Genomic DNA, 26,542 nt, shown 5'->3' on the forward strand with positions numbered 1-26,542 from the left:
GCGTGCTCATCGTCTGGTCCCTTTGCTACCCTTGGTACATGCAGGTGACGGTCAACATCCCGGACGAACTCGCCGCTCAGGTTCAGTCGCGCGGACTGACGCCACAGAGCTATGTCGAGAATCTGATCGCCGAACAGACTGCGACGGCAGGAGGGTCGGCGGCGCACAAACTCAGTTTGGAAGAGTTCGAGGCTTCACTGGACGAGTTGACGCGATACTCCGACAAGATTCCTGTTTTGCCGAAAGAGGTGTTCTCTCGTGAAAGCCTCTATCAGAATCATGATTGATGGCGAGGTCGTTCCTCTACCTGGACGACAGCAAAATCCTGCTCCGCCTCGCAAAAGACAATCACCCAGAACTTTCGTTGGTACGCGGCGCAATTCGTGTCCTCACACAGAAAGGCATGCCCCAGCCCACACGTTGCAGAACATGATCGAGTTCTGGAATGCTTCACGCACCCTAAAGGGCGGAACGGTTTCGGTCTCACGGTAGAAGAGACAGAGAGAAACGCCCATCGAGCGCAGCTTCACTTTCCTCGCTGACACGGAAGCCGTCTACCGCGAGTGGCGAAGGATCGTCGTCCAACACAATGTCTCTGGCGTACAAGTCCATGACGCACGACTTGCCGCAGCTATGTATGCGCACGGCATCAGCGAGATTCCAACGTTCAACGGCCCTGATTTCGTCCGTTTGGCCGGTATCCACGCAATAGATCCCCGCCACATTTCGAGCGACCGGGAACCGGCGACCTAGCTAGATCATTCAGACCACAAATCTAAGAGAATTGACCGGAGGCATCATTCCAAAAAGGAATGACGCTCGCTCAAAAAGTCATTGGACGTTTCCCTGCGACGCTCTTAGCTTTGCGCCTAGCTGACACCGAGTCAGCGGAGGTGCAAAGATGCTCAGAATCCGCCGCTCAATCCGGTTGGGAAAGCCTCTCAATCGGTCGTCCAATCTCCCCGCCAAACGGCGGGTAAACCCACTCTCCAAGCAAACTTTCCGCCATGCCCTTCATGTGATGGCACCGACGCTCACCGCACTCCTGTTTGCGGGAGTCGGAAGTGGCGTTGCCCACGCCCAGGGAACGATGGACTTCTCTGGGGCGCAAACGCTGATGGGAACTTTTAAGACGTTCTGTATTTATGCGGGTGCTGTTATTTGTTTCGGCGGTCTGATTTTCGCCGGAATTCGCATGATGTCGGGACGGTTTCAAGACGCGATCCCAGGACTCTTCGGCGCTTTGTTCGGTGCCGGAGTTCTCGGCTGGGGAGCTGGTTGGATCGGCTCTTTAACCGGGCAATCGATGTAGGAGGTGACATCGATTATGACCAAGCGGGGAGAGCCGTTACCGATCAATCAAGCGCTGAATCGACCGAGAGCCAAGCTTGGTCTCGATCTTACAGCATGGATGGCGATCGTATTCGTCTGCGTAACGGTTTTCCTCGTTGGGTTTCGTCTTCTGGCAATGATTGCCTTCCCCACGCTTGCGATTGGCGCATGGCTGATCGTCCGCAAACACCCAAAGATGTTTCAACTCTGGGGCCTCAGCCTCAACCAGAAGTCCTACTATGACCCGCGCAAACAGTGAACAGATCAAACATACGCCGTGGTTCGCAAAGGCCGGAGCCGCGTGCTCGATTGTGCCCATCTCGCGCTTCATCGGCCCGAATGTCTTTGCACTCAAGGGCGGCGGCTATGGATGCCTGTTCTCCCTCACCGGCATCGACGAGGAGAGTTTGACCGATCAGGAGCTTGATTCACGGATGAGGGCGATTGAGGGCGCACTTCGGGGACTGCCTGAAGGCTCCTGCCTGTATCAGTACGCACGCGTGATGTCGGGGTTTGAATTGCCCCGTCAGAACAGATATACGAATCCCGCCACGCAGGTATTCGTGGACGACCGGCTTGCTTTCCTAGAGAAGACGGCAGCCTTCCGTCGCATTGATCTTCATTGGTGCCTCACGCTTGAGCCGTCGAAGGCGAAAGCGTTTGAGCGCGAGCCGCAGGAGAACGCCGCCGACACGTCGCGCATGTTGGCCGAACTTCAGAAGACGGCAACCATACTTGAAAGCCATCTTGGCGGTGCTCTCGGATTGCGGCTGCTTCCGAAGAACGATGTCTTCCAGTTCTTCAGCTACCTGTTCAACCTTGAAGATTGGGCAAGCGATGACCAGCTTCGAAGCGATACCGGCGTAGACCGCCAGATCGTGAAGAACCCGGTTGCGTGGCACAGCGACTACCTGCAAGTCGGCAAACGCCATGTGCAGATGTTCTCCCTGAAGACCACGCCTGAAGCATCGAGACCGTGCCAGTTCTCCAGCCTGCTGACGCTCGACTGCGATAGCGTCCTGTGCTCGACCTGGCGCGTGAAGTCCACAACCGCGGCCCGCAGCGAGATCGACGCTCAGGAAAAGTTCATCTCGTTTTTCAAGGTCGGTGTACTGACCCGTGTGATGAGCGGGCGCGATACCGCGTCCCTTGAAACCGGGGCGGGTGCGAAGGCCGCCAACAGCAATGTTGATGACTTGAGCCAGGTTATCCGCGAACTGGATAAGAAGGCGCAAGGCGAATACTCGTTGCGCTTACTGCTCGCCGCCCGCAGCGCCGAACAGCTACGCGACACCATCCCTGCTGTGCATCGGATCTTCGTCGATGCACGCGCTCAGGTGATGGAGGAGACGCTTGGCAACCTGTCGGCTTTCTATGCCATGTTCCCCGGCAATCACAAGTTCAACGTCTTCCCGCTGTGGCTTGCAGAGGATCATCATGCGCGGCTGTCTTCTGTGTTCGCGCCCCATATCGGCCACCCACGCTCAGAGGACTTGGATTCGGAGTACCTGAATATCTTCGAGACCCGCACCCGGACGCCGTTCTTTCAGGACGTGTATGTGGATGGCGTCAGGGTCATGCTCATCATCGGCCCAACTGGCACCGGGAAGTCGGTTCATGGGAACCAGATCATCGCTCTGGAGCAGAAATACGGCGGATTTACCTACATTTTCGACATCGGCGGCAGCTATGAGAGCGTTGTCGAATTATACGGCGGACGGGTTGACCGCGTGGGAAAAGACGGCCCCCGCGTCAATCCCTTCGCCTTGGAGCCGACCGAGAGCAACATCAAGTTCCTGTATTCCTTCGTGAAGCTCCTGCTCACCAACGGCGGCGCGGAGCTGGAGCCCGAAGACGACGATGTCATCCACAAGGCCGTGCAGGATATGTACCTGCTCGACCCGGAGAACCGGCGTCTGTCGAACTTGTTCCTGCCGAAGAAGCTCGACCGCTATATGTCGAAGTGGGTTGGCAAAGGCATTTATAACGCCGTCTTCGACAACGTTGAAGACAGCCTCTCGCTCTCCCGCCTGCAATGCTTCGACTTCCAGGGTGTGAACAATGACCAGTACGCCGACCTGATCGAGCCGCTGATGGTATGGCTTCTCCGGCGCATCAACGACGTGCTTTACAACCCCGCCAATCTTGGCGTGCCCAAGCACATCCTCATCGAAGAAATCTTCTCTTCGATGAAGAACAAGCAGTTGTTGGATGGTGCGCTGGCTTCGATCAAGACCGTGCGTAAGAACCTTGGCGGCGTAACCATGATCGGCCAGTCCGCCGACGACCTCGGAGCCAATGCTGACAGCATCGTGAACTCCTGCACATCGTTCCTGTTCCTGAAGGATGCCACGTTCAATCGAAAGCGTTATGCGGAGTTGTTCAAGATGACGGAACAACAGCTCGCTCTCTTCGAGAGCTTGCAGGACCGCGAAGGTCTATACATGCGCCGTGACGGTCTGACGAAGGTTGTCGCGCTCAATCTCGACAGCCGCAGCTATGCGACGTTCTCCACCAAACCCAAAGACCGGGTACGCCGGTCAAAACTCATCGCCAAATACGGACTCACCGAGGGCATCACACGCTTCGCCCAGGGCGAATCCGCATAACCCCGAAAGGACCAGAGCAATGAAATCACCCATCCTTATCATCGTTACCGCTGGCCTAACGTTGACCGCAAGCATTGCTTCTGCGTCCGGCCCAACGACACCCGAGCAGAAGCACCTTCAGCCGAACGCGCCGCGCACCATCACCGTGTCCGAGGCGGACACGCCGCCTGTGGTTCGTGCTGGTTTACTGCAATCGACGCTCATCCTGCTTCCCGATCAGGAGAAGGTTGCCAACGTCTTTGCCGGGGATACCGTGGATTGGGTGTTCGATGGCGGTCATGTCGCCAGTCGCTTCATCAGCGTCAAGCCGAAGTTGGCTAACAGTACAACGGACGTGCATATCGTCTCCGATCACGGCAATGAATACACCCTCCAGTTGCGGGAAGTCTCCGGCGACGACGATCCCCACTTCGACTCCAAAATCTTCATCGCTCCCGGCGATAGAGCCGCAAAGGACAGATTGATTGAGATGCCTGTCTTCGTTCCCGCTGCCGAGCTGGACAAAGTGAAGCAAGAAGCCGTCGCAGCGCAGGCGGCCCAGGCCGCAACGCTGAAAGCGGAAAAAACGCAGGAAGAGGCGTACCGCAGCCAGTATCCCGGCTCATTGCATTTTGACTTCACGTGGGACAAATCGAAGGGCAAAGAGCTTGGCTTGCAGGCGATCTGGCACGATGACAAGTTCACCTACCTGCGTGGGCAGTTTCAGGAGACTCCCGCTTTGTATGAAGTGAAGGACAAGAAACCTTCGCTTATCAACTTTGATTTTGCGAATGGCCTTTACACCGTTCCGAAGCAGTTGGAGAACGGCTATCTCGCCATCGGTAAGCAAAAGGTCGAGTTTCACCGCACCGAGGAAGTGAGGTAGCCATGCCGGAGCCCAATCAGAACGTCCCCGCCACCGTACCGGAACAACCCGAGGCAAAGCCCCCGGTACGGAAGAGTATGCCGGTCGTTATCGCCCTGGTCGTCATCATCGGGCTTATCGGCATCGCCAATCTCTCCAGCCTGTTGAGCGGCAGCAAGAAGAACGTCCCGGCCAGCGCGATGCCCATGCGCCCCGCAGCGCCGAACGCCCAGCAGGTCAACAGCTTTGAATCGCAGCAGCAGTTGCAGGCGCAGCGCGACGCCGAGGCGCGGCAACATCAGCAGGAACTTAACGCCGCCCTCCAGCAGCTCCAACAAACGGAGGGTGCGCCCGGCCCGGAGGCCGCAGGCGCGCCGCCGATGACCGCCGCGCAACGGTCGGCGATCTACGGCGACAATCCAAACGCTCCCAAGCACACGTCCGAGATGTCACAGGCGCAGGCAGAGGCCAAGCAGAAGCAGCTCGCGAAAGAGAAACAACAGCAAGACGCAATCAACAGTGACACCGTTGCGATTGACTTCGAGCGCACGACTCCCGCTGCTGCCGCAGCGGGGACAACGGAGGCCGCGCAAGGGACGGCTGCTACCGCAGCCGGCGGCGCGGCACCGACTAAGCCTGCCTCTGTAGAGGCTAAGGCCGACAGTAAAAGCAATGCGCTGGCCGGGTACAACTTCGATACCTACGATGGCCGCTTGTATCGCATCTTCGAGGGCACCGTCCTTGAGGGTGTCGTCACCAATCACATCGACGGCGGGTTCAGCGGCCCCATTATGGTTTCGCTGACGACAGACCTTTACTCCCATGACCACCAACAGCTTCTCTTGCCCCAAGGCACGCGATTGCTAGGTGATGTGCAGAGTGTCGGCAACGCGCAGCAGCGCAAGATGTTCGTCACCTTCCATCGCGCCATCTGCCCTGATGGGTTTTCCCTGGAGTTTGCCAAGTACATCGGGCTCGACCAGATCGGAACAACCGGGCTGGCGACGAAGGTGGACCACGGCTACCTACAAGCCTTCGCTGCCGCCGCAGCGATCGGCGGCTTAGGCGGCCTAGCGCAGATCGGCAACAACGGCAGCGTTCTTGAACCATCGACTCAGATTCGCAATGGCATCTCTGAGCAGTCCGCTACCGAAGGCGAGCAGGTCTTGAATCACTTCCTCAATCGGCTCCCCATCATCACGCTCAAGGAAGGCTCGCGTGCGCGTGTGTACATCGGCACCGACCTGGTCATCCCGGCATACGCGGAGCATCGCGTCGATCCCACGTTGTAGGAAAGGAGCGTTGCGATGAACGACCGTTATGAACGTCTCCTCCGCAAGTCGCACGATGCCAAGCGTGGAGGACACGACGCCTGGGGCGTGCAGTCCACCGGCGAAAAGCTCGCCGTCGCGCTTGTACTCAACCGTGCCGATTGGCTTGACGAGATCCAGTACACCATCGCCGAGGCCATCGAGCGCAGCGGCGCGGAGTGGGTGGCGATCATCCCGCAGGTAGCGCGGCAGCTTGCGGAGGAGGAGTGACGGCCATGCAGGTAACGCCTCTCCATCGGAGCTATCAGGTGTCTGGGATCATTGCCGCGATCCCGCTTGCTCTCCTGCTCCTTGGAACAGAGACAGGACGGAATGCTCTCGCATGGGTGTACCTACAGTCCACCGATGCGATTTCATGCGCAACACATATCCACGAGTTTCCCCTGGACAGGTTGGACCCGACCTGCCCGCAGTGCATGTAATTCAACCCAACCATAGGAGGCTCTATGAAGATCACACTGACTAACCGCCGCAAGTGGCTCCTTGGGGCGGGCGCAGCGGTGCTACTAACGGCGAGGCCCAGCTTCGCCCTGTTCGGCATCGGCGATATCGTCTTCGACCCAACCAGCTACGCCAGTCTCGTATCCCAGCTCACCACGCTTGAATCGCAGTACAACATGCTGAAAAACAACATCACGCATTTCTCCGCAAAACAGCAGTGGCAGACGACCCTCCATGCTTTGGAGAACGTGAACGTGGCCAATATGTTTGGCGAGACGGCGGGTATGAGCATTGCGCTCAATACCAATTCACCCTCCGCGTCGAGCACTGCATGGAAGGCCGCGACCGTCACCATGAACGGCAGCGCGCCCACTTATCTTGCCAGCCAATCGCTCGGTAGCTCGCGTACCTCGCAACTCGCCATGATCGAGACCGCTGATTCTGTATCGCCCGACTGCCTCACGGCTGTGGGCCAATACCGTGCTTCCCGAAGCGAAAACGGTACGGCGAATAGCTCGCTGCTCTCGCAGCAGTTTGACAACACCGACAGCACCAATAGCGAAGTCCAACAGCTTAATCTCCTCAACGCATCCGAGGCGCAGAGGTTGAGCGAGATGCAATCCCAGGGCACGCTCCAGACTTGCCTCGCCTCCCAGATGACGGTTGCCAACATGGAACGCCGTAACGCTCACGTCGAAGACCTCAACACCGCCGTCTTCGTTCAGCAGCAGCGGTCCGCCAACGACACCAGCGCCGCCAACGAATCGAGCACCTGGCAGACCTACCTTCCATAGTTGGAGACACGATGCTGAAAGGGATCAACACGAAAATCCTGCTCGCCATTCTCGCGGCGCTGACCGCGATAGGCGGCGCGTTGACCTACCAGCGGCAGGAGGCAGCGAAAGCCGCCACTGCCGCCGCCAAAGCAGCGGCCATCCTTCAGCAACAACAGAAGGAGGCCGAGGAGCGCAAGGCTGAAGACGAAGCGTTCCGAAAGCGCGTTGAAGCGAACAAGAAGAGACATAATTCTGCCGCTGCCCACGAAGGTAAGACCTGGCAGAAGTACATCCCCTAGCGGGATGAAAGGAGAGTAGCGATATGGTTTCCGTACTGTTGTTGGCTCAGGCACTACCGAGCGCAAGCTCTGGCGTTGATTGGCTGTATCAGTTCACGAACAATCTGACCAATCTCACCACGCAGAACGGTGGCGCGTTGACCCAGCTTGGGCTTACGGAGCTTAGCTGCATCGCACTCTTCACCCTCATCAGCATGGTCATCAACTGGAACACCACGAGCATGACACTGCGCTTCCATGCTCAGCCGGTTCACGCAGGCGATCTAGTCAACTTCCTGCTCAGGCTCATCCTTTGCTGCCTCCTCGAAAGTTATTGGGTGAACCCATTCCCCGGCGCTAGCTTCGGCATCAATCACTTCTTTTCCTACATAGCACAGGCGATGGTTGCCGCCTTCGATCAGAACTCGCTCGATAATCTGCTCCAGCTTTTCAAGACCGCTGGCGACAGTACCGCGATGCCGTCACTCATGGCCCCGGTGCAGATCCTTTGCTACTTCGTTGTGCAGGCCTTGTTAGGCATAGCGTCGGCCATCCTATTCGTCATCAATTGCAGCGCTTTCATCCTTTACGGTGTGACCGCTCTGTTTGGTCCTATCTTCGTTCCTTTGCTGATGACTAAGACGTTTCGAGCGAAGTTCTTTCACTTCCTTGATGTGCTTATCAGCTTCGCCATGATTCGGGCCGTAGCAGCCGCGTTCATTTTCGTTTGGGGTGGTTTTATGAATGCGTTCATCCAACAGACATTCAATGGAAATTACTCAATGGAGATGTGGCTTGCCAATCTCATTCCGTGCATCATGGTGTTTGTCGCGTTCATCGTGAACATGCTCTTTATTCCGAGCATGACCCAAGCGATCTTCGGCGGCGCGGCGGGACTTACCGGAGCGGCAGCGCAACTCGCTGGCGGAGCGGCCGCCCTGGCGATCAAATCGGGAGGATGAGTATGTGGAATTTCTTATTAGGGTTTCTATTCGCACGAGCTACCGGAGCATCACGGATTATTCGGGCATTGTTGTTGCTTCTACTACTCGGTTCCATTATTGCCGGACTGATCTACGCTTTCGCAGTCTTTCATACGGTCAACCAAAGGAGTCCTTCTCCCCATGTCCACGCACACAGTAGTCAATGAGCAATCGATACTCTCGCCGGAGCAAGCCTTGCTCACGGATCAAATTGGCAATGAGGTCTATGCCTCTCACTATGAAGAACGGAAGGCATACCGACTCCTCCTCGGCTGTGGAACTGTCCTGTTACTCGGTTCCATGTGGCTGAATCTCTCATTGGCTCGCCGTCCCGTCACCAATCGCTACGTCCGCATTGATGAGATGGGCCGCGCCCAGGCAATCCAATACAGTGACCTGAACTACAGTCCACGCGAGGGTGAGGTACGCACGTATTTGATGGACTGGGCAAACTATCGCTTCACCATCAACCGCGACGCCATCGGGAAGAAATACTCGCTGAACTACTACTTCATGGGGCAAGCGCTCGCTTCGCAGTTGATGCTCGAAGACAATCAAAACCATCTCGTCTCGCAGGTGGTGGCGGGCCAGATCGAGCAGAGCGATGTGGACGTGAAGAATGTCACCATCACGTCCATGTCCCAGGAGACAGTACAAGGTGCCGCAATCGCCCGTGGTACGGCGCTAGTCGCTATAGACAAGCTCTACTCCCCAAGCCACTCGCGGGAGCCCAGGACCGAGCATTGGATGCTCAGCCTCACCTACTATCTGAATCCCAAGCAGGTCAGCGACCAGGCGAAGATTTACCCGCAATATGAGTTCATCAATCCGCTCGGACTGACCATCACCGAATTCCACGAAAACCGTGTCTCCGTTACTCCGATTGTTGCCGGAACAGCCGAGCCAAATCCTGTGACTGCGCCGCCGTCATCGTCGAGAGTGTCGCGGTGAGCTACGAACTGATCCTTCCGTTCTTTCCGCCGGAGTTGCGCGAGCTTCTGCTAGACCCGTCCATCTCAGACCTGATGATTAATGGCACAACGGGCGTCTACGCAGATCGTGGTGGGGTTGTGCAGCATATCCCGCTCACAGCTCCATACACAAACGACAGGCTCCAGGCAGCGATAGAGCGTGTTGCCCGCATCCTCGGGCAAGACCTCACGACACAGAACCCCATTCTTAATACACGCTTGCCGGACGGCTCGCGGGTTGCGGTTGTCGGTCCTCCATCTTCGATCAACGGCCCAACCCTTACCATCCGCAAGTTCAATCGCTGGTATAGCTCCGATGAGCTGATTTCGTCGGGCAGTATGCCGTCGCACGTTCGGGATACTGTCGTGCGCCTGATCGGGGACAGAAAGAACGGGATTATCAGCGGTGGAACCGGTAGTGGGAAGACAACTCTGATGAAAGCTTTCCTAGATCACATTCCAGAGTACGAACGCTTGCTCATCATCGAGCAACCTGCCGAGCTAAAAGTATCCCATCCCAACGCGGTTCGTTGGGAAGCAGTCGAGGAGATTCCCGGTCAGGTTGCGATCACGCCGAGCGAGCTTTTGGCCGCTGCGCTTCGCCATCGTCCTGACCGGATCATCATGGGTGAGATACGCAATGAGTGCGGCTATGACCTCCTGCAAGCCATGAATACAGGGCATGGCGGCACCCTCTCTACCATTCATGCAAAGTCGGCGCTTGACGCTCTGAATCGGCTCTCCAATCTGGCCCTGAGTGCCAGGCCCAATCTGAACCACGCATTCATGCGTTCGGAGACGGCGGAAGCCATCGACTTTGTTCTGTATTGCGAGCGCGATCATACGGGCCGACGCCGGGTGCGCGAGGTGATTGCCGTCAACGGCTACAGCCATGTCGAACAATGCTTTCTTACGGAAGACATCTATCGTGCTCCGGCTCAGGCAGCGTGAGCTACGGAGAGGAGTTCGAGCATGAGTTTTCGAGTCATCTTGCCAGGCCCATCGGTGACAAATTGCCCCACGATGGACGAGTCATTTCAGCTTGGCTCTTGGGGCCAAAACATGCGCGGTAACGGTAGCCTTCAGCGCCCTGTTGTGAGCGTTCGTTGCCGGTCGTGTGAAAGCTACGGTCTTGTGGTATGGCATGGGCCGGATGCTCGATGGGAACGGGTTCTCCCAATGTGTCTCCCCAATACAATCCCGTCTCATGCTCGGTCACTGCTTCGGGGAATACCCCTATTGCGCCCTGCGGCACGGCGTCGTTCTGCTTTCCCGGTGCCCTCCAGAACAAGTTTGAAAACGGCGGCACAGAACGCCGCTCAAACTTCTTCCGGCCTGCGCCCAATAAAGCACTCCTTGGCGCTTGGGAGCATAGGCCCACTTCGCTTGTTAGTGACCCGAGCAAGTTCGGGAATTCAAAACGGAGACACCATCATGGAAACGAACCTCGCAATCCTCATCGGCAACCTCGGCGACAACGCCCAAACCCACACCAAGAACGACCGCACTTTCACCACGTTCTCCCTGGCAACTTCGACTCGCTTCAAGAACAAGGACGGCAAGTACACGACGCTCACCGAATGGCACCGCTGCATCGTCTTCGGCCCGCGTGCAGAGGCCGCCGCCAAGCTCGAAAAGGGTGCGCACATCGAGGTGCGGGGAGCGATCCGACACACGGAGTACAAGGGCGGCAAGCGCGACTCGATTGTCGTCAACTCCTTCCTCAAACTCGACCGCACGCAGCGGATCGAGTCGGACGAACTGGAGCACGAAGATATCCCCGATGAGGCGATGGCTGAGTAAGCCATCCCTCATCTGTAGAAGCCCGGCACATCACCGGGCTTCTTTCACTGCTTTAGCCCGCATGATCGCACTCGCAAAGAGGTCCGCTATGAGTCAAATCGCTGCCCGCTTCCTCAGACGTTGCTTTGCCCCGGAAGAGACGATAGCCGTCCTGTTGCGGGGAGAGAATGGCGCTACTCCCATGCAACGAGTCGTGCGTTTGGAGCAGGCTTTAGAGACCCGGTATATGGCTTGGCTCTCTTACGAGAACCAGCATGGCCGCAACAACGTTTATGTCGCTGTCAATCCACTTCACCCCGGCAGCCGCAAACGCACCAAGGAAAGCATCGCTTCCGTCCGGCATCTGTATATAGATATCGACACGGATGGAGACGCCCGGCTCGCTGCGCTCCGGGCATCGGAGTTTGTACCGCCGCCGACCTCGATTCTCTCTACGTCGCAGGGCAAGTATCAGGTGCTTTGGCGCGTCGAAGGGTTCGACTTTGCGAGTCAAGAGCAGATGCTCAAGCTGCTCGCCATCGCCTTCGGAGGCGATCCCGCTTGCACCGATTGCAACCGTGTCCTTCGTGTGCCCGGTTTCCTGAATCGGAAATACGATCCCGCGTACAGAGTCACGGTCGAATATCCCGATGATTCCATCTGGACTCCCGGTGACTTCGAGCTGGACGCGGGTGCGGTGGATGCTATGGCCTTCGACCATGCCATCACGGCCCGGATGCAGATGGGAAAGCACAGCCATTCGGAGAGCGATTGGGCATGGGTTTCCCATGAGCTTGCCCACGGCAAAGATGCCGTGAAGCTGACTCGGGAGCTGGCGTCGCGCCGCGCCGACAAGCCCAATCCTTTTTACTACGCGCTGCGCACCGTCGATGTGGCTTCGGCTCGCCTTTGGCTCATCGAAGGCATCGCCATCGACGACATAATCGCCATGCTTGAATCCCGCCGTTGTTCCGAGCTTCCCGCAGCGCTTTGTTCCACTCGTGCGCGGGAGATTGCGGCGACGGCGCAGCGCATGATTGCCCAACCAAAGACAGCCTGATTTTCAACCCCAAAGGAGAACACAATGCCCCTGCTAGAAGTCACCCAAACCCGCCACCTCAGCGCCTCGATTCGGTTGACAGATACGACCGCTACTCAGGTCGATCAGTACGCCACTTTTATTCACGCTTCTGCGAACGATGTCGTGGAGCAGGCGCTTGCTTATGTGTTCTCGAAAGACCGTGAGTTTCAGGAGTTCCTTCGCACTCCCGAAGCACAGCGGGTTACACCGACCTTGCGCGTGCGCAGAGCTGCTGCAAATGAGGCAGCGGAACCGGCTGTGAAGAAGCCGGTTTCCGCAGCATCTTCGGCGTCCCAAACACCGGCAGTTGTGGCGGGATCGAAGGCATGATCCTCCACCTACATCCGTGGCAGTGCCAGAGCGGTGCTGCGCACCGGGTGTATTTCGACACTCCACCCCTAATGGGGAGCTGTTTAGCTCCCTGCGGGAGCTAATGGGTTCCGTGGCAAAGCACAGGACTTACGAAAATCGGGGAGCTAGTTAGCTCCCTGCGATTTTCGAGAATTGGAGCACTGCGGCATGGCGATTCTCGATGCACAGATGACTACAAAGCGCGGCAAGATTCGTGGTCGTGAGAGCCGCAATCAGACTCTCACGACCAAAGTTACCGCCACGGAATACCGCACAGTAGAGGACGCCGCAAGGGCGGAAGCCAAGACGACTGGCGAATGGCTGCGCGACCTAGCATTGGACGCTGTTGCCTCACGAGCAGAAGGCGGGTCAGAAAAGATCATGCTGCCGGAGATTGTAGGCGTCCGTTTGCTGCTTGTGAATGCGCTGCGCTCGGTTGCTATCGGGCAAACGATGACACCAGAAGCATTCGACAAGTTACTGGATCAGATTGGCACGGCGAAGCATGAGCTGGCCGGGAAACTCCTGGCCGAAGAAAGGAGATAAGGCAATGGCAAAGACAATGTGGGGTCGCAAAGAGACGATCATCTGGCCGCAACACCGGCCCATCTATACCCATAGCGCGATCTTCGCCGCCATCGTTCTGACGATCATGTTTGTCTATGCTCGACTTCGGTTTGTCGGTACGCCGTTGCAGCGGTTTTATATGCCGGTCTATGTGCGTACCTCCTTCCTCGGATCACTCAGCCGGACGCATCGCAGCCAGTACCGGATGCTCTTTCTGACGGGACGCGGTATAAAGCCAAGCCCTGCCATGACTGATGACGTAGTGCATGGAAAGACCATCGAACCGGGTGGCAGAATCATTCCGCTGGCCCTCTCCCCATCTGCCATCCAGCACGGAGACGATCTGCTCTTTCGTGGCCCAGTACGGGAATATGTGGATGCCCGGCTGTTTGACTACCTCAAGGTAGCTATCTATAAAAGTGACCTGTCGGACATGCTGAAAATCCCGCTGCTTTGCGGCGCGGGCCTCTTCCTCGCTCTGACGCCGTTCGCCGTCACCAAGGATGTGAAGCGGCAGAAGGCGCTCAAGTATGGACGGCGGCTGAAAGGCCCGGAACGGCTCACGCCGAAGGAATTCAATCATGCCGTCAAGGGCGACGGAATCGGCTTCAAAACCGACGACATGAAGGAGATGATTCGCATTCCGGCGAAGGCCGAAGCGCAGCACATGCAGATCATCGGAGACACAGGCTCAGGCAAGTCCGCCCTGCTGTTCCAGGTGCTCCGGCAGGTGCAAGGTCGGGGAGATTCGGCCATCGTGTATGACCCGGCCCGCGAGTTCGTGAAGCGGTTCTATGACCGTGGCCGTGGGGATGTCATCCTCAATCCACTCGACGCACGCTGCCCCTATTGGGGGCCAGCCGAAGAGCTGCGCAGCCGCTCCGAAGCAAAGGCATTGGCGGCGTCTCTCTTTCAGCCGCCGCAGGATCGTAAGGGAGAGTTTTTCATCGAGTCGCCGCAGAAAATCTTTGCGTTTCTGATGGCTTACAGGCCGACGCCGGAGGAGCTGGTGCAGTGGATGTCGAACCCGGACGAGATCGACCGCCGACTGAAAGGCACGGAGCACGCGCACCTGATCGACCCGCGCGCGCAACAACAGCGTGCCGGTGTGCTCGGTTCGCTTGGGTTGGTTGCCGATAGTCTGCGCCTGCTTCCCAGGAAGGAGGAAGGCAATGGCACATGGACGGCAACGGAATGGGCTGAAAAGAGAAAGGGCTGGATCTTCATTACGTCTCTTCCGGCAGAGCGAGAAGCGCTTCGGCCCTTGCAGAGCTTATGGATTGACTGGCTGGTCTTGCGGCTCTTGAATGAGCCAACGAAAGACCAGAAGCGCGTCTGGTTCGTGATTGATGAGCTGGCGAGCTTACAGAAGTTGCCGCAGCTTCATACGGCGATTACCGAAGGGAGAAAGGGCCAGAATCCCGTCCTGCTCGGCTTCCAGGGCAAGGCACAGCTTGAGTACCTGTACGGCCATCTGGCCGAGGTAATGCTGTCGCAGCCTGCGACGAGCGTTTGGCTTACCACCAAGGAGCCAAACGCCGGGGAGTGGGTGTCGAAGTTCATCGGAAAAGTAGAGATTGAACGGCTGCGCGAGACGCACTTCGATGGGACGCGCGCCGGTCACAATTTCACCATCGAGCGGCAAGTTGAGCCGCTGGTGCTGGAGTCGGAAGTCTCCGGCCTGCCGGACCTTCATGCCTTCATGAAATACCAAAACAAGGTCACGTACTTTTCCTTTCCATACTTCGATATGCCGGAGGTCGCCAAGCCTTTCGAGCTGCGCGAACGCCCGGATGACAAGCTCCCGTATATACCGAAGACGGAACCCGGTACGGCGGAATTGGCACAGGAGCCGCAGCCTTCCGCCGCTTCTGCCGAACCGCAGCCACAACCCAACGAGCCCGCCGCAGCGCACGAGATGCAGCAGGAAACCAGCGTGCAGGACGATACCAGCGAGCAACAGGCTCTCACGTTCAAGGGATAAGGAGCCGTCATGTTGAACATCTCGAAACCGCTCTCGGCAGGACAGGCGCAGACTTACCACGCTAAGGAGTTCACCGCCGCTGAGCAGAACTATTGGAAGCAGGGCGACACCATTCAGGGTGAGTGGCATGGAAAGCTGGCCTCTGAGTTCGGTTTATCGGGAGCCGTAGGCGCGGAAGAGTTTGCCCGTCTATCGGAGGGGCAACACCCTGAGACCGGTAAGCAGTTGGTCTCCCATCGCGTCGTCCACGAGTACCGTAACGCCCAGGGAGAGATGGTTTCGCCGGTCGAACACCGCGCCGGGTGGGACGCTACGTTTTCCGCGCCGAAATCCATCTCTCTGACCGCCCTTGTCGGTGGCGATGACCGGGTGCGCGAAGCACACCGCGAGGCCGTCAACATCGCCTTGAGTGAGTTGGAAAAGTACACGCAGGCCCGCATCGGCGGCAACAATCCTGCCGAGACGACCGGAAAGTTTGCAGCGGCGAAGTTCGAGCATGACACCGCACGTCCGGTCGATGGTTACGCTGCGCCGCAGCTCCACACGCACGTCGTTATCTTCAATATGACCGAACGCGACAACGGAAAGATGCGAGCCTTGCAGCCGCACTCGCTCTTTGAGAGCCAGCAGTTCGCTACCGCTGTCTACCAATCTCATCTGACCTACAAGTTGCGCGAACTTGGCTATGAAATCGAGGCCGGCAAGAGTGGAGCACCTGACGTAAAAGGCTACACACCGGCCTATCTTGAGGCATCCAGCCCGCGCCGCCAGCAGATCGAAGAAGCCCTCTCGCGCAGCGGGTTTGCTGGACCGGAGGCTGCGCAGATTGCGGCACACAACACACGCGATAAGAAGGTCATTCTATCTCCCGATCAAATCCTGGCCGCACACAAACAGATTGCCGATGAATTCGGAAATCAGGCTGACAGGGTTGTGGCCGAGGCGCGGCAGCGTAGACAGGAGCAGGCCCAGCAGCAGCCTGCAAAAGAGCGTCAGCAGCAGGTGCGCGAAGCCGTGACCTTCGCCCGCGATAAGGGCTTCGAGCGTGAGGCCGTCGTCGATGAACGCGCCCTCTACGTGGATGCCTTACGCCGTGGCATGGGCGAGATGACCTACCCGGAGGTGCGCGCCAGCTTCGAGGCACGTATCGCCTCCGGCGAGTTCAAACAAATCCCCGACGACGGCTCCAAAGCCGGACGCAGGTTCACCACTGCGGCGACCATCCTCGCGGAGAGTGAAATCGTGCAGAAGGTGCGGGACGGACAAAGCCGCGCACCGCAGATTATGGGGATTGAAAGCGCAATCCCGCTCGTAGATTCGCGTCCTCATTTCAACGCCGCACAGAAGCGGGTCATCGAAGAAGTTCTTACTTCCTATGACCACGTGCAGGGATTGCAGGGACGAGCAGGCTCAGGCAAGACCTCGGTCCTCGAAGCCATACGCGAAGGGGCGGAGAAAAATGGCTATGCCGTGGAAGGATTCGCGCCGACATCGCGCGCTGCGAAGCAGCTCCGCGATGCGGGAATTAAGGCGGACACATTGCAACGCTTCCTCGGGGGCGGCGGCCTGCAGGCCGACGGCGGTGATCCCGCGAGAAGGCATCTCTACATGGTCGATGAATCCTCCCTGGCATCGACGCAGCAGATGCATGATTTTCTGAATAAGATTGGCCCGCAGGACAAGGTTCTGTTGATTGGCGATACGCGCCAGCATCAGGGGGTGGACGCCGGGAAGCCTTTCGAGCAGTTGCAGGAAGCGGGCATGAGGACGGCGCAGCTTGACCAGATCATGCGCCAGAAAGACCCTGAATTGCTGAGAGCTGTTGAGCATCTGTCCAACAACGAAACCGCTGTAGGTGTAGAAATGCTTTCCCGGCAGGGGCGTATCAGAGAGATCGTTGACCCGCAGGAACGTGTCGCTGCCATCGCCAAAGACTATGCCACGCATCCCGAAAATACGCTTATCGTATCGCCGGATAACGCTTCGCGCCGCGCCATCAATCAGGCCGTGAGGCAGGAGTTGCAGGCGCTAGGCGTCGTAGACAGCAAAGATCACTCCATGCGAGTTCTCGCGCCGCGCAACGACATGACTGGAGCTGACCGCGAGTGGGCCGCTCGCTATCAGCCGGGAGATGTTCTCCATTACGTGCGTGGCAGCAAGGAGCATGATATCGAGGCCAGAAGCTATGCCCAGGTAGTGACGACGAGTGCACCTGAAAACCTCGTCACCGTGCGAAAGGCGGACGGCCAGCAAGTGACCTATGACCCCTCACGGTTGCGCGGCATCGCGGCCTACCGCGAGATCGAGCGCGAATTTTCGGTTGGAGACAAGATCCAATTTACGGCTCCGTCGAGAGACTTGCAGGTAGCCAATCGTGACCTCGGCACAATCCAGCACATCGGCGAGGACGGCACGATCAGTATTCGCATGGACGGCGGAAAAGACAGGATTGTGCGCTTCGACGCGAATAGCATGAGACACCTCGATCATGGGTACGCTGTCACTTCACATAGCTCACAGGGACTCACATCCGAACGCGTGATCGTCAACATGGACACTGAAGTTCATCCTGAGCTGATGTCCAGCAGGTTCGCTTATGTATCGGTCTCCCGCGCCTCGCATGACGCGCAGATTTACACCAATGATGCCGCTTCGCTCGCTGGCAAACTCAGCCAGGACGTGAGCAAGAGTGCGGCGATCAGTTTTGGCAATGCACAAAGCAATGCGATGGGACAAGGATTGGTTCTCACACCGCGATGAACCTTGTCTAAGCATCCCTCATTGAGACGGCCGCCTGAGAGGCATCAACAATGCACACGTCTATCGCGTTTTTGATTCGCTGCCGAACTGTAGGAGGGATGTCATTGAAGTCGTGCGAAACAAGAACTTTCTCGTCAGAATTATGAGCTATAAAGACGAAGGTTCTATCGGGACCATCAGGAATCTGCTGCAATATGTGGCGCTTCGCGGCCTGTGGAACTTTTCTAGGCAGCATCGCAACCCGGCCAGTCCGGGCAAGGTATCCCACTAGCGCATATCCCAGCGATCCATCGCGCAAATGTGCAATGTATTCACGTCCGATGATGCTACGGTTCTTCGACTCTTCAAGATCAAACCCCTCATCAACGCAAAGTTTTGACTCTCCGTCGTTAAGAAGTTCAATCAGCATTTGGCAGCTTGCCTGTCTTTGCTCTTGCTGATTTTCCGCATGAAGAAAAATGTTTGTGTCGATCACAATATCCGTTAGCATAGCGTCACCTCACCACTGGCGACTTAGCCAACGTTTTCGCTCTCTGCGACTGGGCGGACGCCAGTGCTAACGACTCACGTAGGCTGTCCTCAAAGAAGCCTTTGGGCCATGTGTCCGGCTGAATCTTGCCATCGGATTCCAGGGGAATGTTTTGAATTGTTGAGACACCATCTTTTTTCTCGACGAAATACAGTGCAACGTCTTGTGGTTTAATTTGCTGGTTTGCGATCAGCCGCCGAAGCCGCAGAAGGAGATGTTCACTATGTGTCTCCACAATCACGCGTTGGTCATTGTTAGCCATTTCGACGAATAGATCGGCGAGCGCGTATTGCAGGCGAGGATTGAGGTGGATTTCCGGTTGTTCCGCGATCGTCAGACTTCTTGTGGGAGCGGTTAAAGCTTGAACGATCAATGGCAGAACTTGTGAGGCACCAAAGCCTGAATCAGCGATATTAGTGACACGAGAACCTGTCGAATCAACGAAGAATAATGAGAAGAGTTGGCCATCGGAAAGATTCCTCAATTTCAACTCGCGACCAAAGTCAAACTGTCTTACCCAATGATTGAGCTTCGTCTGAATCGTAGGCATCTGCCTGCGGAGAAGGTTCGCCATGTGCTCACCATGTGAGCCAACTGAGGCAGGCATATCATTTGAGACCTCGTAATACCTACGAGGTCTGTCTCGCAAGGGACCGATATATGCGAGGTCGCTCAATACGTACCGCAATTCTTCGTTCATAATCCCGAGCGCGGTCAGATACATAGAAAATGGCTTTGAAAAATTAACTTCTATTTTCTTCTCTAAATTGTCTTTGACCTGTGTACCGCGTATTGCCCGTGCGGGTGTAAAAAGGAAATTCAACGGCTTACTCGTCTGTGCTGCGTCGAGTTCACGTCCCTGTAGTTTGATCCAATCACTGGCGAAGCTGTATTTCCCGTCCTTTCTCAGCGTCTGAGAAAACAGCGGTCGATTATGCACATCTTGGAGCTCAAATCGAGAAAGAACAGGTTCTTCCGATTGCGTATCAGAAGACACGGAAAATTCTATTGCTCCAGGAGGGTATGTTCCGAGTTTGCCGAGCTTTCTCCTTGTTTGAACATGCGGATGAAACCGAAATCCGAAGGACATTTCCTGTGAAAGGTCGCCGTTGTGGACAATGTCCTTATAGAATCCAAGGTCTATATTGGGGCCACGGGTGACGAGTGGAGCGGTCGCCTCACGTGATGACATGGTCTGATCCATCAGCAACAACGGGCTCACGATGCTCGACTTGCCTGAATTATTGGGGCCGATAATTATCGTCAGCGGCTTCAGAACGATCCAGCCAGTATCCCGAAAAGCTCGATAATTCTTCCAGCGAAGTTCATAGTTGACGTGAAGGCTCAAGGTAGCTCCGAAGTAGCGCAATGGCGCGGGTCAGGCAAGTTCCGATGCCGTGTCGGGCATGAAAATGGATGCAATCGGTACTATTAGAAATCCACGAAATTATACCTGACCGCACCACAAACGGTTTCTGTCGGCAGGAGCTACGCCATCCCTGAATGCCAAAACCACGTCTGGTCATGGTTCCTCATTTGGGAGTGGACTGTAGAGTTTACGTTCCAAATACGGGACCACGAAATCTCAGCGCGGAACATCTCCATCTGTCGCTACATACCACGGGACTTCACGAGAACGGAACAACTCGGGATGCCTCGTCGTCAGGTGTGAAAGCACCGTCCGCGCGATTCGCACGCTGTGTTCAATCTCCTTGTCCCACTCAGCATTGGACAGTCCCTCGCTATGAGTCGCAGGCCACTTCGCAGTTCTGATTCCTAGAACCAGACTGGCAGCGATTGCAAGCGTCGGCCCCAAGCGCTCCTGTTCCACTTCCTTCCGAAAACCGCCCACGCGCGACCCATTAGTGGAAGTCATGCGACTCTACCTCCAATCCGCGCTGCGGCAACGGAGACATGCGCGTGGAACGTACATGGACGACTCCGCCGTCATTCTGGAGCGGTCCTTCCAGGCTGATGAATTTGCAGAGCACCACCGTCTCACGATTCCGCTCAAAGAACTCTTTCGTGACCATCACATTGAAGATGCCCGTCTCATCCGCGATGGACATGAAGACCATTCCATTCGCCGTGCCGGGTCGCTGCTTTACAATCGCCAGGCCGGCCGTGCGCACGTAGTCTCCCGTCTTTCTGCGTTGCAAGTCCGAAGCTGTGAGAAAGCCCCGGCACCGCAGCTCTTTGCGACGGTAGTGCATCGGGTGATGGCCTACCGTCAGTCCCATCCCTGCATAGTCCGCAACCAATCTTTCCTCATCGCTCATGGAGTCGAGCGGCAAGGATGCGTCCTCTTCTTTTAGCCAATTGCTCTGCTGGCGCAAGAGCGGCCCTTCGAGCTTGCCCGCACGTTCCACTTGCCAGAGTGCATCCCGGCGATGTGCAACTCCCTCCAGTTGATTGAGCGCCCCGATGCGGGCAAGGAGCGCCAGCTCCCCACGACTCAGGGACGCCACACGCAGGGTCAAATCTTCTATCGAGCGGAAGATGCCGCCTTCCGTACGGGCCTTCACCAATGCTTCGGCAACATGCTTCCGCAGTCCCTTTGCGTATCCCAGACCAAGACGCAACGATTTGCTGAAATCGGCCTCATGTTCTATCGAGCACTGCCAGTCGGAGACCTGCACGTCGATGGCTTTCACGCGCAGGCCATGCCGTCGCGCATCTTCCACAATCACAGCGGCGCTATAGAAGCCCATCGGTTGGTTGTTCAGGAGCGCAGCCGTGAACGCAGCCAAGTAGCGTTCCTTGATGTACGCGGACTGATACGCGATCATCGCAAAGCTCGCCGCATGAGATTCTGGGAAGCCATACAGAGCGAAAGCACCGATCTGCTCAATAACTTGTTCCTGTATCTCAGGGGCGATTCCGTTCGCCGTCATGCCGGAACGCATCTTCGACTCCAGATTCTTCATACGTTGCCAGGACCGACGCATCCCAACGGCGCGGCGCAGTTCATCGGCATCAGATGCGCTGAAGTTCGCAATCGCCATCACCATCATGAGCAACTGCTCCTGAAACAGCGGAACACCTTTGGTCCGCTTCAATGGCTTTTCGAGCGCCGGATGCAAATACGTCACCGGCTCGATACCTTGGCGTCGCCGGATATACGGGTGCATCATCTTTCCCACGATGGGGCCGGGACGGATAATGGCGACCTGCACTACGAGGTCGTAAAACTTTTCAGGGCAGTTCTTCGGAAGCGATGCCATCTGCGCGCGTGACTCCACCTGAAACATCCCGATGGTGTCTGCACGTTGCAGCGTGCAATACACACGATCGTCCTGTGGGAGCTGCGCAAGGTCGATCTCATCTCCGTAATGCTCAGGGATGAGTTCGGTACAGTCCTTGAGCACGGCCATCATGCCCAGGCCGAGGACATCGACCTTAATCATGTGCATGTCCGCGCAATCTTCCTTGTCCCACTGAATCACCGTGCGGCCCGGCATGGATGCCCGTTCCAACGGCACAACCCGATTCAGTTGCCCTTGGCAGATCACCATGCCCCCGGAGTGTTGTCCGAGGTGACGTGGCAGGTCTTGAATGCGTGTACAGAGTTCAAGGTATTTGGCAATGCGCGGGTTCGAGATGTCGAATCCCGCTTTATCGAACGAGTGCGCCATCGTGTCCGTAGGGCCGCGCCACTCAAAATGACTCACCAGCCCGGACAGCCGCCGCAGAGCTTCGCGGTCGAAGCCGAGCGTCTTTCCTACTTCGTTCGCAGAGGACTTCCCGCGATAGGTGATGACGTTGGCACACATCGCCGCGCCGAGTTCACCATAGCGCTCATAGATGTATTGAATCGCTTGTTCGCGTTTGTCTCCCGAGGGCAGATCGAGGTCGATGTCCGGCCATTCGTTTCGGCTCTCGTTGAGGAACCGCTCGAACAGCAGTTCCATGCCGACCGGGTCCACGACCGTAATTTCGAGCGCGTAGCAGACGGCCGAGTTGGCGGCGCTGCCACGGCCTTGAATGAGAATCCCGTTCCGCTTGCAGAACTGAACGATATCCCAAACGATCAAAAAATAACCTGCAAAGCCCAGCTTCGCTATGAGCGAGAGTTCGTGTTCCACCTGCTTACGCGCTCGTGCCATCAGATCGGCGTTTCGCTTCGGGCCATATCGACGGAGTACGCCCTCTTCCACTCGTTTGCGTAGGAAGGAGTCCATCGTGTCGCCGGGCGGCACTGGATACGCGGGAAACTGATAGCCGAGGTTGTCGAGCTGGAATTCGAGGCGCGACGACAGTTCCACGGTGTTGTTTGTTGCTCCCGGCACATCGCGGAAAAGATTCACCATCTCCTGCGCGGAGCGAAGATGACGCTGCCCGTTCACCGCCAGCAGGCGTCCCGCATGATCGAGCGTGGTGTGATGACGAATCGCGGTGAAGAGGTCCAGCACCTCACGTTCGTAGGCCGTGGCGTAGCGAACGCCGTTCGTTGCGATGACCGGCAGCTTGAGAGATTGCGCAAGATCAATCGCAACCTGATTCCGCCACTCTTCCTCACGCTCCTGGTGCCGCTGTAATTCGACATACACATTGCGCGGACCATAGACAGAGACCAGCTTCTCCAGCGTTTCCCGGCCCGCCTCCGCACCACCTTTGACGAGTGCAGCGGCTAATGGCCCTTCATCGCCTCCAGTCAGGCAGACCAGACCTTCGGAAAACTCCTGAAGATCGCGAAGCAATGCAGAGCCTTCCGCTTTGCCTTTCTCCCGCAACTTGAATCGTGTCGTGAGTTGACAAAGGTTTTGATACCCGGTCTGCGATTCGCAAAGCAGAGAGACCCGCGCCGGTTCGATGCCGAATTGATGCGGCAACCACTTTGGGGGCGCAAGCCTAGGACCGAAACTGGCAACGACAATCTCCGCGCCCACATGGGCCTGCACACCGGCACGCTTCGCCGCCGTATGAAAACGTGCCGACCCGTAGACCCCATTGCGATCCGTCAAGGCCAGCGATGGCATCTCCAACTCAGTCGCTCGTTCAATCAGAGTTTCGGGTTGGGAAGCTCCTTCGAGAAAGCTGAAGGCGCTCGCGCTGTGGAGTTCCACATACTCAGTCATAGAACCCTGCCATTTGCCAGCAGTGTTTCTTGAGGTCGCGGATGATGCAGCAACGCAGCTTGGTGTCGCTAGCGTCTGCGAGAACGAGATCCCACTGTGCCTGCCCCCAATGCTCCTGATTCCACCAGTCTGTCCCAATGACCCACGGTCCATAGGCCGATTCCACGCGATAGGTCTCATTGCGGAATCGAAGAGAACAAGGCGCTCCAGCTATAAGTTGAACCGTGATGGGTTCGGATGGTCGCAACTCGCGTAACGCGAAGCGCACTACATCGGCTTCTGTCGGCGCAGGTGCGGTTGTGGGAACGCGGAACTTCTCCATACGGAAGCCGCGAGGTTGATGCGTGTCCCGCAGTACCGCTTGTCCCACAGCGTCTTCGCCCACGATCTTGGCGATGCGGGCCAAAGTTACTTCCAGCCGCCCCGGTTCCGGCAACTGCGGAGAGAACAGACCAAGTTGCACTTTGCTGATATGTCCAGGCTCGGCCTCAAGCGCCACATGGAGGATGGCGGCTTGTGGCGGATGCAGCTCAAGTTCCATCTGCAACAACTTGAGCCAGAGAGCGCGTTCATTGGTAGGCGTGGGCGGAGACACCGTGCGCATATGCGTCGCTCCACCTTCAAGCGAGAGAGAAACAGAGACCGATGCCACGGCAAGGATGCGATCACTGGCGCGGCGGATAATCTGCTCCAGCATGAGATTCAACAGAAAGAGCAGGCCATCGAGCAGTTCAATGGGACTGTCCAGCTCCATCTCTTCGCGCAGCGTAAAAGGTGTCTCCCCCGGCTGAAACAGATGTGGAAGCTCGCCAGCAGCCAACTGACGCAGGCGTTTTCCATCCTGACCCAACCGTGCAATCAGACTCTTTTCAGGGAGCGTTGCGAGTTTGCCCAGCGTGCTGATGCCCCACGACGAAAGCGTAGACATCTGCGCGTCATTCAGTTCGAGTATGGCAAGCGGTAACGGCGCGAGTGCGTCCCGTTCTTTTCCTTGCGGAAGGACAGTGATCGCAGCTTTCGTGGACATGCCACGCGCCATGCACCACGCCGCATGGAAGTTCCCACTGACAGCAATCGTGGCCGCCATGCCTAGTGAACGGATTCGTTTCAGGAGTTCTTGTGCAAGTTGTCGCGGAGGTCCGAACAACGACTCCGTTCCACTGATGTCGAGGACGCACAGAAAGGCACTCTCAAAAGTACATGCTTCTATACGCGGTGTGAAGCCCCCGGCCACTTCCTGTACGATCGTGCGCGCTTGCGCTTCCTCGTGCGGTGTCCGCGCCAGCGGTATCACTGAGGAGATCGTCTCTACTTCCACGCGCGTCATGCCATGCCGCACACCGCGAGTCCGCGCCTTAGTGTTCATCGCGCACACATACTCGCTTGGAGGAATGCCGTCGAGAATCGCGCACGGTTGTTCTCGCAGGGCGGCCCGTAGGCGCAACGGCGCCTGCGCAGGAAACTCTCTCACATAGAGCGCGGCGTAGAGTTCAGGCGCGTTCATCGGCGTCCCGCCCATGCTGCGTGTGTCTCCCACTCTGCCGCCGTCACCTTCGTTACCGGCTTCTTCATGGGAATGACATTGCTTTCCTGCATGAAGCGCTGCCGATGAATCTGTAGCCGATGTGCGCCTGCGGTCAGTACCGTTTTCCGTTGCGATGATTCACTGCATCCGTCGAGGTGAAGCACCAGTCCTGCGCTGCTGTTGGCGCAGGCGTGCTGTGAGAGTAACAGCACACTCGAACGTGAGTGTTCCGCCGCAGCACGGTAGCGGAACCAATGCGCCAGAGGAATGCGGCTGGTGTACTTCGCGGACAGGCTTGCCATATCGAGCACCACGGCACTGAAGCCGCCACCTTGCAGCAGCAGGTCGGTCACTTTCAACGCCTGTTCAATACGCGCCCAAGGCGAAAGCTGCGCAGCAGATCGAGCGTCTTGTGCCGGTCGTACCGTATTGCCGAACGGTCGAAGCACGCTACCAACGGAATCGTTACTCAGTTTCTCCGTTCCGAAGAAGCCTTCGAGGGCACGAGCTACGCTCTTCGATTCCTGGCGGGGATGCGTACCGCAACCTCCACCATGCAGACCCTTGATCGGCTCAGGACGCACCAGACAACTTTGCGGCAATTTGAATCGGGCAGGCGTCGTGTGGACACTTTCGCGGAAGATGCCGCAGCGCACCCAAAGCAAATATGGCAACGCAATGCCCGCAGCCGCTGCGCACTCCGGTTTGAGCATGTCGCCCACATCGACCCAGGCACATACCTTTCCCGCTGCCGTGAGTTGCGCGATAGAAGAGAGAGCCAGAGACGTTCGCCCGGAACTTTCCGGCCCGACGATCTCTGTTAGAGCACCGACCGGCAGGCCGCCCTCCAGCAACCCATCCACCGCATCAATCCCGGTGGGAGTCGTCGGACGGACGACACGCGCACGCGGCGTCAGAGCCGATGGCAACTTGTGCGCTAGGGCGCTTTCTATCTGAACCCGAAGACTGGAGGCCGAAGTCATAGTATCTTCGCCATATCTTCGCCTATACATAGAGGGGGCAGTCAAGCGTCTCCTGCACCGAGGATGGGGCTAGCACGACCTATGTTGAACAAATGGAAGGAGAAGAATTTCTAACGAAAACTGGGATGCCAAGTATTATTCGTCCGCCTGAGGCGAAGTTCGCACCATGACACCATCCAGACGACCAGCTCCCGATATCACCTTCAGTGTCGATCGAATTCCAATACTCAACGTCAGGTTCATGTACATTCGCTCTCGCCCGGTCTCCCGGGCTGTGATTGCTCTTGCTATCTGCGATTTCAAACCTAGGCAAACGGGATGTCTTCCGGGAATGTGC

At 57.2% G+C, this 26,542-nt stretch carries 24 protein-coding genes; 18 read left to right on the forward strand and 6 right to left on the reverse strand.

The features are described 5' to 3' along the window. Positions 1-2 precede the first annotated feature (2 nt). The 18 genes from C7378_RS17380 to mobF all read left to right on the forward strand — a co-directional run bounded on the left by C7378_RS17380 (position 3) and on the right by mobF (position 18,090). Positions 3-287: a hypothetical protein gene (locus C7378_RS17380; protein WP_131999521.1), complete on the forward strand. Its 285-nt coding sequence runs from the start codon at positions 3-5 to the stop codon at positions 285-287. 734 nt (positions 288-1,021) lie between these two features. Further along, a complete protein-coding gene (locus C7378_RS17385) occupies positions 1,022-1,312 on the forward strand; it encodes a hypothetical protein (protein WP_243648347.1) in 291 nt (96 codons plus the stop codon). Between the two features lie 15 nt (positions 1,313-1,327). Beyond that, on the forward strand, positions 1,328-1,591 hold the full coding sequence (locus C7378_RS17390; protein ID WP_131999525.1) for a VirB3 family type IV secretion system protein: 264 nt from the start codon (positions 1,328-1,330) through the stop codon (positions 1,589-1,591). Then, on the forward strand, positions 1,572-3,941 hold the full coding sequence (locus tag C7378_RS17395; RefSeq protein WP_131999527.1) for a VirB4 family type IV secretion system protein: 2,370 nt from the start codon (positions 1,572-1,574) through the stop codon (positions 3,939-3,941). The genes C7378_RS17390 and C7378_RS17395 overlap by 20 nt, the downstream gene beginning before the upstream one ends. Positions 3,942-3,960: 19 nt before the next feature. Further along, on the forward strand, positions 3,961-4,806 hold the full coding sequence (locus tag C7378_RS17400; RefSeq protein WP_131999529.1) for a TrbG/VirB9 family P-type conjugative transfer protein: 846 nt from the start codon (positions 3,961-3,963) through the stop codon (positions 4,804-4,806). Between the two features lie 2 nt (positions 4,807-4,808). Next, on the forward strand, positions 4,809-6,077 hold the full coding sequence (locus C7378_RS17405; RefSeq protein WP_131999531.1) for a TrbI/VirB10 family protein: 1,269 nt from the start codon (positions 4,809-4,811) through the stop codon (positions 6,075-6,077). Between the two features lie 15 nt (positions 6,078-6,092). After that, the gene (locus C7378_RS17410) at positions 6,093-6,326 is read left to right on the forward strand and encodes a hypothetical protein (RefSeq protein ID WP_131999533.1); all 234 of its coding nucleotides are present in this window, start codon (positions 6,093-6,095) and stop codon (positions 6,324-6,326) included. 236 nt (positions 6,327-6,562) lie between these two features. Then, positions 6,563-7,351, forward strand: a complete 789-nt coding sequence (locus tag C7378_RS17415; protein WP_131999535.1) for a hypothetical protein — start codon at positions 6,563-6,565, stop codon at positions 7,349-7,351. 11 nt (positions 7,352-7,362) lie between these two features. Next, on the forward strand, positions 7,363-7,632 hold the full coding sequence (locus C7378_RS17420) for a hypothetical protein (protein WP_131999537.1): 270 nt from the start codon (positions 7,363-7,365) through the stop codon (positions 7,630-7,632). 23 nt (positions 7,633-7,655) lie between these two features. Beyond that, positions 7,656-8,573 (forward strand): type IV secretion system protein, encoded by a 918-nt coding sequence (locus tag C7378_RS17425; RefSeq protein WP_131999539.1) that lies wholly within the window; start codon positions 7,656-7,658, stop codon positions 8,571-8,573. Positions 8,574-8,735: 162 nt separating this feature from the next. Further along, positions 8,736-9,545: a VirB8/TrbF family protein gene (locus C7378_RS17430; RefSeq protein WP_131999541.1), complete on the forward strand. Its 810-nt coding sequence runs from the start codon at positions 8,736-8,738 to the stop codon at positions 9,543-9,545. After that, positions 9,542-10,516, forward strand: coding sequence for a TadA family conjugal transfer-associated ATPase (locus tag C7378_RS17435; RefSeq protein WP_131999543.1), 975 nt, complete (start codon positions 9,542-9,544; stop codon positions 10,514-10,516). Before C7378_RS17430 ends, C7378_RS17435 begins: the two co-directional genes overlap by 4 nt. Positions 10,517-10,999: 483 nt before the next feature. Continuing rightward, positions 11,000-11,368 (forward strand): single-stranded DNA-binding protein, encoded by a 369-nt coding sequence (locus C7378_RS17440; RefSeq protein ID WP_131999545.1) that lies wholly within the window; start codon positions 11,000-11,002, stop codon positions 11,366-11,368. Positions 11,369-11,456: 88 nt separating this feature from the next. Further along, positions 11,457-12,407, forward strand: a complete 951-nt coding sequence (locus C7378_RS17445; protein WP_131999547.1) for a RepB family DNA primase — start codon at positions 11,457-11,459, stop codon at positions 12,405-12,407. A 24-nt stretch (positions 12,408-12,431) separates the two neighbouring features. Further along, positions 12,432-12,758 carry a hypothetical protein gene (locus C7378_RS17450; RefSeq protein ID WP_131999549.1) on the forward strand — a complete coding sequence of 109 codons (327 nt, stop codon included), beginning with the start codon at positions 12,432-12,434 and terminating at the stop codon, positions 12,756-12,758. 189 nt (positions 12,759-12,947) lie between these two features. Continuing rightward, complete coding sequence (locus C7378_RS17455) at positions 12,948-13,325, forward strand: hypothetical protein (RefSeq protein ID WP_131999551.1); 378 nt, start codon at positions 12,948-12,950, stop codon at positions 13,323-13,325. A gap of 4 nt (positions 13,326-13,329) precedes the next feature. Next, positions 13,330-15,330 carry a type IV secretion system DNA-binding domain-containing protein gene (locus tag C7378_RS17460; protein ID WP_131999553.1) on the forward strand — a complete coding sequence of 667 codons (2,001 nt, stop codon included), beginning with the start codon at positions 13,330-13,332 and terminating at the stop codon, positions 15,328-15,330. 9 nt (positions 15,331-15,339) lie between these two features. Further along, positions 15,340-18,090 (forward strand): MobF family relaxase, encoded by a 2,751-nt coding sequence (mobF, locus tag C7378_RS17465; RefSeq protein WP_131999555.1) that lies wholly within the window; start codon positions 15,340-15,342, stop codon positions 18,088-18,090. Between the two features lie 7 nt (positions 18,091-18,097). Here the strand turns inward: mobF and C7378_RS17470 are convergent, their stop codons facing one another. The 6 genes from C7378_RS17470 to C7378_RS17495 form a co-directional block, all read right to left on the reverse strand. Next, entirely contained in the window at positions 18,098-18,580 is a 483-nt protein-coding gene (locus C7378_RS17470) for a hypothetical protein (protein ID WP_131999557.1), read from the reverse strand. Between the two features lie 4 nt (positions 18,581-18,584). Beyond that, complete coding sequence (locus C7378_RS17475) at positions 18,585-19,967, reverse strand: AAA family ATPase (protein WP_165876876.1); 1,383 nt, start codon at positions 19,965-19,967, stop codon at positions 18,585-18,587. Positions 19,968-20,204: 237 nt separating this feature from the next. Further along, positions 20,205-20,495, reverse strand: a complete 291-nt coding sequence (locus C7378_RS17480; protein WP_131999561.1) for a hypothetical protein — start codon at positions 20,493-20,495, stop codon at positions 20,205-20,207. Then, positions 20,482-23,697 (reverse strand): DNA polymerase III subunit alpha, encoded by a 3,216-nt coding sequence (locus C7378_RS17485; protein ID WP_131999563.1) that lies wholly within the window; start codon positions 23,695-23,697, stop codon positions 20,482-20,484. The genes C7378_RS17480 and C7378_RS17485 overlap by 14 nt, the downstream gene beginning before the upstream one ends. Continuing rightward, on the reverse strand, positions 23,690-25,234 hold the full coding sequence (locus C7378_RS17490; protein WP_243648345.1) for a Y-family DNA polymerase: 1,545 nt from the start codon (positions 25,232-25,234) through the stop codon (positions 23,690-23,692). Before C7378_RS17490 ends, C7378_RS17485 begins: the two co-directional genes overlap by 8 nt. Continuing rightward, positions 25,198-26,205 (reverse strand): P-loop NTPase family protein, encoded by a 1,008-nt coding sequence (locus tag C7378_RS17495; RefSeq protein ID WP_131999565.1) that lies wholly within the window; start codon positions 26,203-26,205, stop codon positions 25,198-25,200. The genes C7378_RS17490 and C7378_RS17495 overlap by 37 nt, the downstream gene beginning before the upstream one ends. Positions 26,206-26,542: the final 337 nt, after the last annotated feature.

The sequence above is a fragment of the Acidipila rosea genome (assembly GCF_004339725.1).
Classification (GTDB): Bacteria; Acidobacteriota; Terriglobia; order Terriglobales; family Acidobacteriaceae; genus Acidipila; species Acidipila rosea.